We start from the raw sequence: 15944 nt of genomic DNA on the forward strand, positions 1-15944 counted from the left end.
GGCGGCGTGGCCGCGCGCGTTGTCTCCATCACCACACGACGGCGGGTTTCTCGCGTTCGCCTTCGGACGATGCCGCATCGGCGTTTTCGCGTTTGCAGACGCCCAGCGCATTGACGAGCGTGCCGATCCCTTCGATCGTCACTTCGACCGTTGCGCCATCACCGATCGAGCCCACGCCCAGCGAGGTGCCGCATGCGATCACGTCGCCCGGCTCCAGCGTGAGATCCTGCGAAATCAGGCTCACTTGCTGCGCGGGCGAAAACACCATGTCGTCGATCGGATAATTCTGCCGCTCCACGCCATCGAGCCGCGTCACCACGCGCGCGCTGCGCCAGTCGAAGCCCGACACGATCGCCGGTCCCAGACAACAGAACGTATCGAATCCCTTCGCGCGGCACCATTGCGGGAAGTGCGGATTCTCGGCGAGCAGTCCGGCTGCGGTGACGTCGTTGACGATCGTGTAACCGAAGATCGCCGCCTCCGCTTCTTCGAGGCTCGCATCGCGGCAACGCTTGCCGATCACGATGCCTAGCTCGCCTTCGAAAACGATTTTTCCCGCATAGTGAGCCGGTCGCCGAATCGCATCGCCCGAGCCGATCACCGAACTCGCGGGCTTGATCAAAAAGAGCGGATGCTCGGGCACTGGCTTTTCGAGCTTCAATGCCAGCGCGTGGAAGTTGTTCCAGAGCGCAACGACCTTGCCTGGCGCGCAAGGTGCAAGCGGCGTCAGTGCACGCAACGACAACACCGCGCCGGTCGGCACCGGTTGATCGAGCCCTTCGTATTCGTGCAGATATCCGTTTTCGATGCGGCCAAACACGATGCTGCCGTCGTTGGCCATCAAGCGCATCCATGTATCCATGCTTCACTCCGTCGTGTCATGTGTGCATGTGCACGCTTCGCGGCTCAGAGCGCGCCAGCCGCGCGCAGCGAGTGAATCTCGGTTTCGCTGTAGCCGAATTCCGCGAGCACTTCATCGGTGTGCTCGCCGAGCAGCGGCGAACGCGTCACGTTCGTCGGGCTGTCCGAGAGCTTGATCGGATTGCCGACCGTGAGATATTTGCCGCGCACCGGATGCTCGACCTCGACGATCGTGCCGCTTGCGCGCAGCGATTCGTCGGCGGCGATTTCCTTCATCGAGAGAATCGGTCCGCACGGAATGTCGTGGCGATTGAGCGCGGCCATCGCTTCGAACTTGCTGCGATGCATGGTCCAGTGCTCGATCTCCGCGAAGATTTCCTTCAGATGCGGCAGGCGCGCATTCGGCGTGGCGTAGCGCGGATCGTCGATCCATTCCTCGCGGCCGATCAGCTTGCAGATGCGGTCCCACACAGGCGCCTGCGCGATGAAATAGATGTACGCGTTCGGATCGGTTTCCCAGCCCTTGCACTTGAGAATCCAGCCCGGCTGACCGCCGCCGGACGCATTGCCCGCGCGCGGCACCGCATCGCCGAAACCGGCGTTCGGATACTGCGGATACTCCTTCATCACGCCGGTGCGATCGAGGCGCTGCTGATCGCGCAGCTTCACGCGGCACAGATTGAGCACGCCGTCCTGCATCGCCGCGAGCACCTTCTGGCCGCGTCCCGTATGCGTGCGCTGAAACAGCGCCGTGACGATGCCGAGCGCGAGATGCAGGCCCGTGCCGCTGTCGCCGATCTGCGCGCCGGAGACGACCGGCGGGCCGTCGTCGAAGCCCGTCGTGGAGGCCGCGCCGCCGACGCACTGCGCGACGTTCTCGTAGACCTTGCAGTCCTCGTACGGCCCCGCGCCGAAGCCCTTCACCGACGCGAGGATCATGCGCGGATTCAGCGACTGGATATGCTCCCAGCTGAAACCCATGCGATCGAGCGCGCCGGGCGCGAAGTTCTCGACGAGCACATCGCATTCGCGAATCAGCCGTTCGAGCACGCGCTTGCCCTCCGCATTCTTCGTGTCGAGCGTGAGCGAACGCTTGTTGCTGTTCAGCATCGTGAAATAGAGGCTGTCCGCGTCGGGGATATCGCGCAGTTGCTCACGCGTGATGTCGCCAGCGCCGGCACGCTCAATCTTGATAACGTCGGCGCCAAACCAGGCGAGCAGTTGCGTGCAGGTCGGACCCGACTGCACATGCGTGAAATCGAGAATGCGCACGCCATCCAGTGCCTTGCCCATGTCATGTCTCCTTATCTAATCGTGGCCGGGCGAGTGATCGAAATCGGTGGGTTGCGAAGGCGTTGGGGCGTTCGCCGGGTGCTGCCTTGTTCGTTGCCGCAGTCGCTGCTTCGATCGTTGCTTTGATCGCTGCTTTGATCGATCTGTTTGCTGCGTCCTTGAACAATACGGTATGTGATATATCACAACGAAGCAAGAGGGGATTTATCCAGCGGAGCGCGTCGAAAAACGGACGGAAAAGCTTATGGAATAAGGCGTTGGCGGAATCGACGGGAGTTTGCTGCGATGCACACAGGGGAAAACCCCGAGCGTTTTGCGCGCAGATATTTCAGATTTGGTGTGGAAGATGGCGACGCGTTCGAGTGCGTGGAACGCTTACTGGACTTTGCTTTCAGGCGTTCGGGAATGCTGCCGCGAGGTCTCGGGCGAGCCGTGCCGCGCCACGCGTGGCGGGCTTGATGCGCATAAAGTTTCCGCTTGGGGCCGGTGGGCGTGGCGATTCGTGGCGATGCGCGCGGGCGTGGTAGGTCCCGTTCGCCCGCCGTGCACGCTGCGTCCGCCACACGCTCCCTGCCGCCACGCGCCGCGCAAATAAAAACGGGAGACCCGCAGGTCTCCCGTTTTCATTTCGCATCGGCGCATCAGCACATCGAGCGCCTTGCCGCGCGTGCCCGCGCGCTCAATCGAGAAAGTCGCAATGCTTTTCGACGTAAGCGGCAAGATCCAGCGAGTGCTGGCGCGTCAGGCGTTCAGCGAGTTCGGTATCGCGCTGCTCCAGCGCCTCGATAATGCGCAGATGGTCGACGATCGAACGCGAAGCGCGATCGCTCTGCGAGATCGTCATGCGACGGATCGCGCGCACGTGCACGAAGATGTTCTTGATCGTGTCGAGGATGATCTGCGACTTCGAAAGCTCGACGATCGCCTGATGGAAGGCGATGTTGGCGTCCGAATATTCGGCGATATGCTCGGCAGGCGTGCTGTCGCGGAAGCTGTCGAACATATGGCGCAGCCTGGCGATTTCCTCGTCCGTGGCGTGCAGCGTGGCGAGGCGCGCGGCCATGCTTTCGAGCGCGGCCCACATCTGGATCATCTCCACGATCTCGCGCTTGCTCTTGCGCACGATATAGATGCCGCGGCGCGGCACCATGCGCAGGAAGCCTTCCTGTTCGAGCAGCGTCATGGCTTCGCGCACCGGCGTGCGGCTCACGCCGAGCGTTTCGCTCAGCACGCGCTCGTCGAGGCGGATTTCCTCGCGCGACTGATAGATATCGGCGTCGGCGATAGCCTGGCGCAGCATCGCATAAGCCTGATCGCGCAGGCTCAGCGTGGCATTGATGGGTTGCAGCGCCAGCGTGAGCGGCGCGGCGTCCCGGGTGGCGACTTCTTCAGTGTGTTCTGACGACATTCATTGCCTCTTTACCGACCTGCGGACGAACCAGCGGGCGGACCGAACGTGTGGGACGTGCGCGCGGCGCCTCGCCCAGACCGACGAAGCGGCCGTGCTGCGCGGCCTGCTCGATGGCCGATTGCGGCAGCCATTTCGCGATCATAACCGTAGCGGCGGCGCCTAAGCCCACAACTGCCGTGCCGAAGAGTGCAAGAGAGACGAGATCCATTTGAAGCTCCGCAAGATTGAGTCATCGAATGACTGAATCATATGCTGCGTCGCGACAAAAAGCAATATTCTGTATGTGATATATCACCGAGAATCCGCTCTAATGTGATCTTCCTGCAACAGCGTTGATGGCCAGGATTTCGAACGACACGCTCCGGCGCAGCGAACCCGTTGCCCGACTGGTCCCGAAAGTGAAAACAACCCATCCTGGAGGAAATGGACGTCAGCGGCAAGGGGGCAGATGGAAGGCGTCCGCGTCGACGTGCTTCGCTGCGCCGCCAGGTCGGCAAATTGCCAGGTTGCCAGGTTGCCAGGTTGCCAGGTTGCCAGGTTGCCAAGTCGGCAAATCGGCAAATCGGCAACATCGCGCGGCGACGTTCACGTCCGGCGTTTCACAAAGGATCGGCGCGAATTTTGTTGACAGCGCACCGGTCGTCCCCGCACACTCGATTCATGCACACGCCCGCAGCCCTCATCCTCACGACCGCGATCAATCATCCGTGGCACACGCCGAAAACTGGCGAGTCACGGGGAGTGTGTGCGTACGGGTAATACAGGCAGTCCGTCTTACGCAAATCACAAAGCCCCGCCGGCGTCGACGGGGCTTCTTGTTTTGTGAGCATCGAACAAGCAGCAAGCGCAGAAGAAAACGCTCCGTCCGTCGGCTCCCACTCTGGAGATGACGATGGATGAAGCTTCACAACAGCCCGGCGCGTGCAGCGCCGCTCCCGCTTTCGCCGCCGATTTCGGCGCGGACTTCGGCGCGGACTTCGGCGCGGATTTCGGCGCGCACGACGTCGCCCTGCCCGCGCAATCGATTCACTTCGCCGTGCCCACTTCGGCCACGCTCACCTGGCGCGTCATCGCCGACGGCACGTTGCGCGTCTACGGCGCGCGCATCTGGGTCACGCGCGCCCGCTCTCCCTACGATCATTGGCTGAATCCCGGCGACGTGCTGCGCGTGCATCGCGGCGAACGTCTCTGGCTGAGCGCCGACATCGACGACACCTCCACGCATCGCGCCGCCGCGCGCGTGACGCTCACGAGCGCCTGGCGGCCGCCGCTTTTCTCCAGCGTGGCCGTAGAACGTCTCGCGATCTGGTTCGGCCTGTTCGTCTTGCGGCGCGCGCGTTAGCGTCCTCGCGTAAGACAGCGCCGACGTAGAGCCGTACGCACACAGGCAAACGCCGGGCGTCCGCGAAAGCAGACGCCCGGCGCCGGTTCTGAAAATGCCTTGAAACCGCGACAACGCCGCGACGAAACCTCTACGAAAACGCTACGAAAACGCGCCCGTCAGAACTTATGCCGCAACCCGAAGTTGACCATCGTCTGCGACGAGGTGCCGTTGTAGCCATATGAGCCGATCGACGCCTCCGCCGGCATCGAGCCGCCCGAGCCGTCGCCCTGCTCGCCGCTCGCGTGCTGCCAGGCGGCGGTCATATAGAGATCGGTGCGCTTCGACAGGCTGTAGTCCGCGCCGATCGACACCTGATGGTAGTTCGCGTTCGTATCGCCGTTCGCGTGCGTATAGGTGTAGCCGAGACCGAGCAGCAGCGCCGGACTGAGCTGGTAGTTCACGAAACCCTGGCCGGTGTTGTAGCGCTCGGTGTCGCGGAACACCGAGCTTGCATCCGGCGCGTACTGCGCGTTGCTGTAGCCGAGCCCGAACGTGAACAGCCCCGCCGAATACTGCGCCGCCGCCCGCGCGATGGAAAGTGAGTGTGCGCTCACATACCCGGAATTGACCGGCCCGTCGAAGGTGCCGTCCGATGTGCTGGTCCAGCCGTCGGTGCGGATGCCAAGACCGGCCTGACTGTTGGCCGCGTAGAAATAGCCGCCCGCGACCGCGATCGGCCCATTGTTATAGGCGACCGCCGCCGAATACGAGTGCTCGGAGCCCGTCGATCCCGCGATGCCGCCGAACGAGTACATCGCCGCGGCCTGCAAGCCGTTCCACACCGGCGTGGTGTATTTGACCGCGTTGTTGACGCGGAAGCTGTTGTCGTAATTGTCGACGTCGCCGGGCGTGGCGAAGGCCGAGCCGAAGTAGTTGTCCGCTGTGATGCCCTGCACGAGATCGATCAGCGGATCGTACTGGCGGCCGAGCGTGAGCGAACCGTACTGCGCGGCGGTCAGGCCCACGTACGCCTGGCGGCCGAACATCCGGCCGCCCTGGCCCGACTGTCCGGTCGACGGATTGAAGCCGTTTTCCAACTGGAAGATCGCCTTGAGGCCGCCGCCGAGATCCTCGGCGCCCTTCAGGCCCCAGCGCGAGCCCGACAGATTGCCGAAGCTGCTGTTGCCGAGCGACCAGAGATTGGCGCTGCCGTTGGCGTGGTTGACGTAGGTGATCGAGGTGTCGATGGTGCCGTACAGCGTGACGCTGGTCTGGGCGTGCGCGGCGCCCGCGATACCCAGCACGCCGAACGCGGCGAGCGAAAGCGAAGTCAAGGCTGGTCTTTTCACGTCATTCTCCCTGCGCTGTCAAACCACGGTCATGAGCGCCCGACCGGATCAGACTAACTCCGCCGCCGGGGGAAGTAAAAGATTTAAAAGACGTGTATCCAAATCGTCACAACGGATTCAGAAAGGGTCGCGCGCTGCCGTAAAACATTCTGTCGCACCGTGAAACAATGGCGCGCCCCGTTTTCGCCGATGCCTTGCGCGGCGGGCCTGCGGGCGGGTTCGTCATGCTTGATTAGTCGAGGTTTTCCGCAGTGATCCGCTCTGAATCGACACAATCGCCACAATCGGGGACAGGCGCGCGACTTTTGCCATTCCGGCAATCCGTCGCGCACGACATTAACAAACGTTTATCGGCAAATTTAAACGTCGATACCGCCCAAAACGCGGTTTCGCGCGATTGCCGATCGCGCCCTTTCCGGGATTCTTTATCCGCTTAGTCAACCGTCGGGCCGCCCAGCGCGTTTGCTGCATTACCAGTCATTTACCGAACGTTTACGTTTTGGCTCGCCGTCCCGGCCTTGATTGCTGCGCGCCGCGACCGAACGGCGCCGCCGCCGGAAGAACGTGACGACCAGAACGCGATGCCGTCCCCGGGGACGCCGCCCACGGCGCATAGGCGCCATCGCAGACTCGCCAGACCGATCCATGCTTCAATCCTCCCCTTCGCGCATCGCGCGCGCCGCCCTCGTGGCGCTGCGCCGCCGCGCTCGCGTCCTGCGCCTGCAGCGCTTCGCTGCGCCGGCGCTCGCGCTCGGCATCTGCGCGCTGCTGCTGGTCGTGTTCCAGCATCTGTCGCAATCCGTCGATTACCGCTCGGTGATCCGCCGGCTCTGGCAATTGAGCGCGGCCCAGTGGATCGGCGCGCTCGCCGCCACCGCGTTGAGCTTCGTCGCGCTCGTCGGGCGCGACGCCATCGGCCTGCGCTATCTCGGCATGAAGGTGCCGCGCGGCCCGCTCTGGGTCGGCGCGATCGCCGGCTCGGCGCTCGGCAACGTGACCGGCTTCGGCGCGCTCACGGGCGGCGCGGTGCGCTGCCGCGTCTATGGCGGCTCGGGCGTCACGGCGGCGCAGATCGGCCGCATGACCGTGTTCACGAGCGTCACGCTCGCGCTCGCCCTCGCGCTGATGACCGCGCTCGGCATGGTCTGCGCGGCGCCGACGCTCTCCGGCCTGCTGCACCTCTCGCCCGACGCGCTGCGCGGCATCGGCGGCGCGGTGCTCGCGCTCGGCGCGGCGATGATCGCGGCCTGCCCCCGCTCTGCGCGTGAAATCAATCCGCTCAAGCGCGAATGGGCGCGCTTCTCGGTGCCCGCGCGCCGCGACCTCGTCGCGCAGCTGCTGCTCGCCGCGCTCGACGTGGTGGGCGCCGGCCTCGCGCTCTGGTCGGTGATGCCGCACGCGCACATCGATTTCACCGATTTCCTGACCGTCTACACCGCCGCGATGCTGCTCGGCCTGATCGGCCACACGCCCGGCGGCATCGGCGTGTTCGAAGCCGCGATGGTGTTCGCGCTCGGCTCCAGCGTGCCCAGCTCGACGGTGTTCGCCGCGCTGCTCGCCTACCGCGCGATCTATTTCGGCGCGCCGCTCGCGCTCTCGGCCGCGCTGCTCGCCGTGTTCGAAGGCCGCGCGCTCAAGAACCCGCTCAGCACGACGATCGCCAAACGCGGCGCGGACGGCGTCTCGCAACTCGCCCCGCTGTTCCTCGCCATCGTCACCTTCGTCACGGGCAGCATGCTCGTGATCTCGGGCGCGACGCCCGCGTTCGCCAAGCGCATCGCGATGCTGCAAACCGTGCTGCCGCTCTGGGTCCTCGAAAGCTCGCAGATGCTCGGCAGCCTGTTCGGCGTGCTGCTGCTGTTCGTCGCGCGCGGCCTGCTGCGCCGCCTCGACGCCGCCTGGTGGCTCGCGCTCGTGCTCGCCGTGACCAACCTCGCGCTCTCGCTGATGAAGGGCCTCGCGTTCGTCGAAGCGGGCGTGCTGTGCGTGCTGATCGCGCTGCTGCTCGCCACGCGCCGCCGCTTCAATCGCCATTCGTCGCTGTTCACCGAGCGCTTCACGCCCGCGTGGCTCGCCTCGGTCGGCTGCGTGATCGCGCTGGCCGTGTGGGTGCTGCTGTTCGCGTTTCGCGACGTCGACTATTCGCAGCATCTCTGGTGGCAATTCGCCTTCGACGAACGCGCCCCGCGCGCGCTGCGCGCAACGCTCGGCGCGGGCGTGTTCGCCGCCGCGCTGGCCTCGTGGCAATTGCTGCGTCCGGCGGCCGGGCGCTTCGTGATGCCCGCCAGTGAGGACCTGATCGAAGCCGCGCGCATCGTGCGCGCGCAAGAACGCAGCGACGCCGGCCTCGCGCTGATGGGCGACAAGAGCTTCCTGTTCTCGCAGTCGCGCAGCGCCTTCCTCATGTACGCCAAGCGCGGCCGCACGTGGGCCGCGCTGCACGATCCGGTCGGTCCGCGCGACGAATGGCCCGCGCTGATCCGCGAATTCGTCTCGCTGGCGCACGCGCACGGCGGCCGTGCCGCGTTCTATCAGGTGCGCGCCGACGCCCTGCCGCTCTACCTCGACGCGGGCCTCACGCTGATGAAACTCGGCGAGGAAGCGCGCGTGATGCTCCAGGAATTCGACCTCAAGGGCCCGCAGCGCGCGCATCTGCGCTACGCGCTCAAGCGCGGCGAGCGCGACGGCTTCACCTTCGATCACATCGAGCCGTCGCAGATGAGCGACACGCTGCCGGTGCTGCGCGCGATCTCCGACGCCTGGCTCGAAGACCGCGAAGCGCGCGAAAAGAGCTTCTCGGTGGCCGCGTTCGACGACGACTACCTTGCCGCCCAGCACGTGCTGCTGGTGCGCCAGAACGGCGAGCCGCTCGCCTTCGTCACCTTCATGACGACCGACCTGAACACCGACGCGACGGTCGGCGTCATGCGCCATCTGCCGGGCGCTTCGCCCTACGCGATGGAATATCTCTTCACGCAGCTCGCGCTGCATCTCAAGGCCGCCGGGTATCAGTCGCTCTCGCTCGGCATGGCGCCGCTTTCCGGCATGGGACCGACGCCGCTCGCGTCGTCGTGGCATCGCCTTGCCGGGCTGATCTGGCGCTTCGGCGGCAAGTTCTACAACTTCCGTGGGCTGCGCGGCTTCAAGAACAAGTTCGCGCCGCGCTGGGAACCGCGCTATCTGGCCGCCTCCGGCTCGATCAGCGTGTTCATCACCCTTGCGGATCTCTCGCTGCTGGCAGGAGGCTGGCGTTCATGATTCCTTGTTTTTCCACGCTGCCGCGCACGCTTCGCGCGGCGGCGGGCGCTGCCCTGCTCGTCGTTGGCGCTTCGCATGGCGCGTTTGCCGCCACGCCCTCGACAACTCCCACAACTTCCACGACTTCCGCGCCGACGGCGAAAGCCGCCGATAGCGCCGTCAAGCACGTCTCGGGCGGCCGCTACGGCGACGTCGCGATGACCCGGCCCGATGGCGCGATACGCGGCTTCGCGGTGCTGTTCTCGGCGGGCCCGCACTGGAACGCCGCCGACCAGACACGCGCCGACGCGCTCGCGCAGCACGGCGCGCTGGTGGTCGGCGTGGACACGGCGCGCTACGCGTCGAACCTCGGCGCGATCAAGAACGAGAGCTGCCACAAGCTCTATAGCGATGCCGAAGCGCTGAGCCATCAGCTCGAACGCCAGCAGGGATCGACCGAGTATTTCGCGCCGATCGCGATCGGCAGCGGCGAAGGTGCGTTGATCGCGCAGCGCATGCTCTCGCAGTCGCCCGCAAATACGATGGCGGGCGCGGTGACGCTCGATCCGTCGACGAAACCGCTCGACGCGCGCTTCGCGCCCTGCCCCGCCGACCCGACGCTCTCGCGCGGCAAGGGTCTGCCGGGCTTCTTCGAGCAAGGCGTAACGGCCTCGCAAGCCGATGCCGCGAAGGTTGCGCCCGCATCGAACGGCGCCGCACCGCGCGTGTTCGCCGCGAATCTTTCCGATGCCGACAAACTCGCGACGCTGACCGCGCCGCATCTGCGCGCGCAAACGGAAAGCGAAGAGGACGTCTCCGATCTGCCGCTGATCGAACTGCCCGCCGCACATCCGACCGACATGCTCGCCGTCGTGATTTCCGGTGACGGCGGCTGGCGCGATCTCGACAAGACCATCGCGGAAGCGCTGCAAAAGCAGGGCATTTCGGTAGTCGGCTGGGATGCGCTGCGTTACTTCTGGAGCGAGAAGCCGCCCGCGCAAACGAGCCACGACCTCGCGCGCGTGCTCAACACGTATGCGGCGCGCTGGCACGCGAAGCACATCGCGCTGGTCGGCTATTCGTTCGGCGCGGACGTGATGCCGTTCGCGTACAACCGCCTGCCCGACGCGCTGCGCGCGAAGGTGTCATACATGTCGCTGCTCGGCTTCGCGCCCGACGCCGATTTCCAGATCCGCGTGACGGGCTGGCTCGGCATGCCCGCGAGCGACAAGGCGCTCAAGGTGCGCCCGGAACTCGCGAAGGTGCCGCCGTCGATCGTGCAGTGCGTGTACGGCGAAGACGAAAAGGACACGCTGTGCCCGGCGCTCGCGAACACCGGCATCGACCTCGTGAAGACCAACGGCAGCCACCACTTCGACGGCGATTACAACGCGCTCGCGGCGAAGATCATCGAGGGGTGGAAGAAGGAGATTGCGGTGCGGGGGTAAATCGAACCGCGCTTTTTCGCGCGCAGCTTGACTGCGCGCACGCGTTGTCCGACTATAACGCCACGCGTCATATGACGCGTGGCGTTATGCTTTGGCATGGCGATCCAAAACTTCGAAGACCGGGAAACCGCGCTCATTTGGGCCGGCGAGCGCTCACGTCGGCTGCCTGCCGACATTCAGGAGATCGCGCGTCGCAAACTCCGCATGCTCAACGCCGCGCATGCGTTATCGGACCTGCGGATTCCTCCAGCCAACCGGCTTGAGCCACTGAAAGGCAACCGCGCGGGCCAGCACAGCATTCGTATCAACGATCAATGGCGCGTCTGTTTTCGCTGGCACAACGCGAACGCCTACGACGTCGAGATTGTCGATTATCACTGAGGCGCAGACTATGAAAAAACTCGCGAACGTTCATCCCGGAGTCGTACTCCAGGAAGAATTCCTCACGCCGATGGAGATGAGCCAGAACGCGCTGGCTCGCGCGATGAGCGTGCCGCCGCGCCGCATCAATGAGATCGTGCACGGCGAGCGCAGTATTACCGCCGATACGGCGCTGCGTCTCTCATACGTCTTCGGCACGACGCCGCAATTCTGGATGACCTTGCAGACCGATTACGATCTCGAAGAAGCCGCACGCTACGTTAATCTGAAAGATCTGCGCCGAATCGCGGCCTGAGCGCGCGGCGCAAATCGATCACCCCTTGCGCCCCGCCAGATACTGCACGCCCTGCGGCCCATAGCGCTCGACATGCGGCTGCCCGGCTGCGAGATGAAACACATCGCCGACACGATAGAGCCGCTCCTCGCCATCCGCGCCGATCGTGATTTCGCCGAGCACGATCAATGCTTTCGCTTCGAAAGGATGCGCGTGTTCGTCCATCGCGCCGTACTCGCGCGTCACGAGCACCGGCTCGGGAAAGCCCTCTTCGGCCAGCGTGCGGATAAACGTTTCGCGGTCCACGGCACTCTCCTTCTCGATCGGCAACGCGCCATGCATTCAGTGTGTCACTTCCGCCAGGCGCTTGCACGCAGTATCCATTGCGCAATCAGCAGACGAAAAAAACGCCGGCACGAGGCCGGCGCAAAGAGAGACTGCTAAAAAAGTTTCGATACGACGCGCGCGTCAGACCACTGCGGCGGCGACCTTCGCATCTTCCTCGTCGTCCGCCGACGAGCGGATCAGGTAGTCGAACGCACCGAGCGACGCCTTCGCACCTTCACCCACGGCGATCACGATCTGCTTGAACGGCACCGTGGTGACGTCGCCCGCCGCGAACAGACCCGGCACCGACGTCTGGCCCTTCGCATCCACTTCGATCTCGCCGTGCTTCGAGAGCGCCACCGTGCCCTTCAGGAACTCGGTGTTCGGCACCAGACCGATCTGCACGAACACGCCTTCGAGTTCGAGATGATGCTTCTCGCCCGTGGTGCGTTCGAGGAACGCGAGGCCCGTGACCTTCTGGCTGTCGCCGACGATTTCGGTCGTCTGCGCGTTCACGTGCACCGTGACGTTCGGCAGGCTGCGCAGTTTGCGTTGCAGCACTTCGTCCGCGCGCAGTTGCGCGCCGAATTCGAGCAGCGTCACGTGGCTCACGATACCGGCAAGGTCGATCGCCGCTTCGACGCCCGAGTTACCGCCACCGATCACCGCCACGCGCTTGCCCTTGAACAGCGGGCCGTCGCAGTGCGGGCAGTACGCCACGCCCTTGTTCTTGTACTCCTGCTCGCCCGGCACATCGACATTGCGCCAGCGCGCGCCGGTGGCCAGCACCACGCTCTTTGCGCGCAGCGTCGCGCCGCTTTGCGTGCGCACTTCGAAGCCCTTGCCGACCGGCACGATGGCTTGCGCGCGCTGCAGGTTCATGATGTCGACGTCATAGGCGCGCACGTGTTGTTCGAGCGCCGCCGCGAACTTCGGTCCTTCCGTTTCCTTCACCGAGACGAAGTTCTCGATCGACATCGTGTCGAGCACCTGGCCGCCGAAACGCTCGGCCAGCACGCCCGTCTTGATGCCCTTGCGCGCCGAGTAGATCGCCGCTGCCGCGCCAGCGGGGCCGCCGCCGACGATCAGCATGTCGAACACGTCCTTCTGGTTGAGCTTTTCAGCGGCACGCGCCGAGGCGCCCGTGTCGAGCTTCGCGAGGATTTCCTCGACGCCCATGCGGCCCTGGCCGAACACTTCGCCGTTCAGGTAGATGGTCGGCACGGCCATGATCTGGCGCTTCTCGACTTCGCCCTGGAACAGCGCGCCGTCGATCGTGACGATCTTCACATTCGGGTTGAGCGCGGCCATCGAGTTGATCGACTGCACGACTTCCGGGCAGTTCTGGCACGACAGCGACATATAGACTTCGAACGAGAACACGCCGTCGAGCGACTTGACCTGTTCGATCGTTTCGTCTTCGAGCTTGACCGGGTAGCCGCCCACCTGGAGCAGCGCCAGCACGAGCGACGTGAATTCATGGCCCATCGGAATGCCCGCGAACGTGACCTTCACGTCCGAATTGGCGCGCTTGATCTCGAACGAAGGGGTACGCGCGTCGCCGGCTGCGGCGCCACGGCGTTCTTCGAGAGCAATACGGTCCGAGAGCGTAGCGATGTCCTGCAGCAGTTGCTGCAGTTCTTGCGACTTCTCGCCGTCGTCCAGATACGCGACGATCTCGATCGACTGCGTGACTTTTTCGAGGTAGCTTTTCAGTTGGGTCTTGAGATTGGCGTCGAGCATGGCGTTTTCCGGCTAGAGAAGAAGCGGGGGAATTCTTAAGTATTGCCTGGCAAATTTCGCCGTCCTGCACAGGGGCGGATCAGGCGTCCGGGCCGCCGCCGCGAGGGCGCGGCCCGGAGATACAGCGTGTACAGCGAGTGAGACTTCAGCGTCACGCGGTCATGAAGACCGCGCTGTTCAAACGACGCTTAGATCTTGCCGACGAGGTCGAGCGACGGCTTGAGCGTTTCTGCGCCCGGCGTCCACTTGGCGGGGCAGACTTCACCCGGGTGCGATGCCACATACTGAGCCGCTTGCACCTTGCGCAGCAGTTCCTTGGCGTCACGGCCGATGCCGTTGTCGTGGATTTCGCACAGCTTGATCTCGCCTTCCGGGTTGATCACGAACGTGCCGCGCAGTGCCAGACCTTCTTCTTCGATCATGACGTCGAAGTTACGCGTGATCGCGCCCGTCGGGTCGCCGACCAGCGGGTACTGGATCTTGGCGATGGTGTCCGACGTGTCGTGCCATGCCTTGTGCGTGAAGTGCGTGTCGGTCGACACACCGTAGATCTCAACGCCCAGCTTCTGGAATTCTGCGTACTGGTCGGCCAGATCGCCGAGTTCCGTCGGGCAAACAAACGTGAAGTCAGCCGGGTAGAACACGACAACCGACCACTTGCCCTTCAGGTTTTCGTCAGAGACCGGAACGAACTTGCCGTTGTGGTATGCGGTTGCGTTGAACGGCTGGACTTTCGTGTTGATGAGAGACATGCGTTGTTTCCTCGCTCTGGGTTGGGAAAAGGTATGGACGAAGATTAAGGGATCCTCGGCCATTTGAAAAATTGGTTGCTTTGATCGCGGGAATAAACCGTGCCTATCGGACCCCGGAAAAGCCCTATGAAGGCCGCCGAAGCCCGCCAGCCGGGCGTCCGCGCCGCCCGGGGGCGGCCCGAGCAACCGTCGGGGCGGTGAGCATACAACGAAACTGCGACATCGCGCCTCACTTCCCCGTCCCGTTCATGCCCCATATCGGTGCATTTTCGAGGCGTTCGTGGAATCGGCGCGCGACCTTCAGCGCCATGTTGCCTCGCGTTTCGTGACAAGCAGCGGCACGCGAGGCACAACAGGCGGCGGAAACGTGGCCCAATCGTGGCGCGATCCGCAACCGCTGTGATCGCCCGATGCGCGCCGGGTTCCGCGGGACTGACGCCATTACGTCGTCCGTTACGGCGCGCGCCGCATTCATCAGATGCAGGCGCAACCGCCATTCCTCAATGGCTTTGCGACAAAACGCGCTCTGAGCGCGCCCAAATCGCCTCAAAGCGCGCCGCCACGCGCCGTTGCCGCGCGCGCAGCCAGCCGCTCGCGCAAATACTGCGTGAAGGCGCGGATCGTCACCGACGCCTCGCGATGCTGCGGATACAGCGCGTGCAGCGCGTTCGGCGGCGGCATGTAGTCCTCCAGCACCTCGACGAGCACGCCCGCGTCCACCGATCCCGCCACGATGAAGTCCGGCAGATAGCAGATGCCGAGCCCCGCGATGGCCGCGTCGCGGATCACCTCGCCATTGTTGGCGCGCAGCGGCCCGTGCACCTCGAACGGCGTTCGCACGCCATCGACGATGAATTCCCACGGCGCACGGCCCTGCTGTCCGTAAGGCAGGCAGTCGTGCTGCGCGAGTTCGTCGGGCGTTTGCGGCGCGCGGCGCCGCCGCCGGTAGCCGGGGCTGCAGCACGCGATCATGCGCACGTCGATGAGCTTTTGCGCGACCAGCGAGGAATCGGCCAGCCGCCCGATACGCAGCGCCATGTCGAACCCTTCGCCGATCACGTCCACGGTACGGTCGCTCAGATCCATATCGAAGCGCACGTCGGGATGCTCTCGCAGGAATTCGGCGACCAGCGGCGACAGATGCGCCATGCCGAACGACATCGGCGCACTGACCTTGAGCAGCCCGCGCGGCTCGGAACGGCGCGCCGACATGGCCTGCTCGGCCTCGTTCACGTCGGCGAGGATGCGCTTCGCACGCTCGTAAAAGTCCTGGCCGAGATCGGTGACCGCCAGCTTGCGCGTGTTGCGTACCAGCAGGCGCGCGCCCAGATCGGCCTCCAGCGCCGCCACGCGGCGGCTCACGAACTGCTTGGAAAGCCGCAGCCGGTGGCCCGCCGCCGTGAAATTGCCCGCATCCACGGTATTCACGAAGATCCGCATGTCGTCGAGTTGCATTGCGATTGTCCACTTCAATGTGACAGTGAGTACCATTTTACGGCGATTTACATCGCTTTGATTGACCTAAACTCTCTTCCATCGCAGCA

14 protein-coding genes are annotated in these 15944 nt (G+C 64.5%); 5 read left to right on the plus strand and 9 right to left on the minus strand.

From position 1 onward, the window contains the following. Positions 1-28: 28 nt before the first annotated feature. The 4 genes from LDO54_RS26505 to LDO54_RS26520 all read right to left on the minus strand — a co-directional run bounded on the left by LDO54_RS26505 (position 29) and on the right by LDO54_RS26520 (position 3773). The gene (locus tag LDO54_RS26505; RefSeq protein WP_224013646.1) at positions 29-862 is read right to left on the minus strand and encodes a fumarylacetoacetate hydrolase family protein; all 834 of its coding nucleotides are present in this window, start codon (positions 860-862) and stop codon (positions 29-31) included. A 44-nt stretch (positions 863-906) separates the two neighbouring features. After that, the gene (gene frc / locus LDO54_RS26510; RefSeq protein ID WP_224013647.1) at positions 907-2154 is read right to left on the minus strand and encodes a formyl-CoA transferase; all 1248 of its coding nucleotides are present in this window, start codon (positions 2152-2154) and stop codon (positions 907-909) included. Positions 2155-2833: 679 nt separating this feature from the next. Continuing rightward, a complete protein-coding gene (locus LDO54_RS26515) occupies positions 2834-3562 on the minus strand; it encodes a GntR family transcriptional regulator (protein ID WP_224013648.1) in 729 nt (242 codons plus the stop codon). Further along, complete coding sequence (locus LDO54_RS26520; protein WP_224013649.1) at positions 3543-3773, minus strand: hypothetical protein; 231 nt, start codon at positions 3771-3773, stop codon at positions 3543-3545. Before LDO54_RS26520 ends, LDO54_RS26515 begins: the two co-directional genes overlap by 20 nt. 684 nt (positions 3774-4457) lie before the next feature. On the opposite strand from LDO54_RS26520, the gene LDO54_RS26525 reads away from it, so the two are divergent. Beyond that, positions 4458-4907 (plus strand): DUF2917 domain-containing protein, encoded by a 450-nt coding sequence (locus tag LDO54_RS26525; RefSeq protein ID WP_224013650.1) that lies wholly within the window; start codon positions 4458-4460, stop codon positions 4905-4907. A 158-nt stretch (positions 4908-5065) separates the two neighbouring features. Here the strand turns inward: LDO54_RS26525 and LDO54_RS26530 are convergent, their stop codons facing one another. Continuing rightward, positions 5066-6238, minus strand: coding sequence for a porin (locus tag LDO54_RS26530; RefSeq protein WP_224013651.1), 1173 nt, complete (start codon positions 6236-6238; stop codon positions 5066-5068). 645 nt (positions 6239-6883) lie between these two features. Between LDO54_RS26530 and mprF the strand changes: the two genes are divergently transcribed. The 4 genes from mprF (at position 6884) to LDO54_RS26550 (ending at position 11599) form a co-directional block, all read left to right on the plus strand. Beyond that, complete coding sequence (gene mprF, locus LDO54_RS26535; RefSeq protein ID WP_224013652.1) at positions 6884-9496, plus strand: bifunctional lysylphosphatidylglycerol flippase/synthetase MprF; 2613 nt, start codon at positions 6884-6886, stop codon at positions 9494-9496. Beyond that, positions 9493-10923, plus strand: coding sequence for a virulence factor family protein (locus LDO54_RS26540; RefSeq protein ID WP_224013653.1), 1431 nt, complete (start codon positions 9493-9495; stop codon positions 10921-10923). The genes mprF and LDO54_RS26540 overlap by 4 nt, the downstream gene beginning before the upstream one ends. A gap of 96 nt (positions 10924-11019) precedes the next feature. Next, entirely contained in the window at positions 11020-11304 is a 285-nt protein-coding gene (locus LDO54_RS26545) for a type II toxin-antitoxin system RelE/ParE family toxin (protein WP_224013654.1), read from the plus strand. 10 nt (positions 11305-11314) lie between these two features. Next, a complete protein-coding gene (locus LDO54_RS26550; protein ID WP_224013655.1) occupies positions 11315-11599 on the plus strand; it encodes a HigA family addiction module antitoxin in 285 nt (94 codons plus the stop codon). 18 nt (positions 11600-11617) lie between these two features. Here the strand turns inward: LDO54_RS26550 and LDO54_RS26555 are convergent, their stop codons facing one another. The 4 genes from LDO54_RS26555 to LDO54_RS26570 form a co-directional block, all read right to left on the minus strand. Next, positions 11618-11884: a cupin domain-containing protein gene (locus LDO54_RS26555; protein ID WP_224013656.1), complete on the minus strand. Its 267-nt coding sequence runs from the start codon at positions 11882-11884 to the stop codon at positions 11618-11620. Positions 11885-12046: 162 nt separating this feature from the next. Next, positions 12047-13648: an alkyl hydroperoxide reductase subunit F gene (ahpF, locus tag LDO54_RS26560; protein WP_224013657.1), complete on the minus strand. Its 1602-nt coding sequence runs from the start codon at positions 13646-13648 to the stop codon at positions 12047-12049. 188 nt (positions 13649-13836) lie between these two features. Next, a complete protein-coding gene (gene ahpC / locus LDO54_RS26565) occupies positions 13837-14400 on the minus strand; it encodes an alkyl hydroperoxide reductase subunit C (RefSeq protein WP_224013658.1) in 564 nt (187 codons plus the stop codon). Between the two features lie 546 nt (positions 14401-14946). After that, the gene (locus LDO54_RS26570) at positions 14947-15855 is read right to left on the minus strand and encodes a LysR family transcriptional regulator (RefSeq protein ID WP_224013659.1); all 909 of its coding nucleotides are present in this window, start codon (positions 15853-15855) and stop codon (positions 14947-14949) included. Positions 15856-15944: the final 89 nt, after the last annotated feature.

The sequence above is a fragment of the Paraburkholderia tropica genome, from assembly GCF_914484835.1.
Classification (GTDB): Bacteria; Pseudomonadota; Gammaproteobacteria; order Burkholderiales; family Burkholderiaceae; genus Paraburkholderia; species Paraburkholderia tropica_A.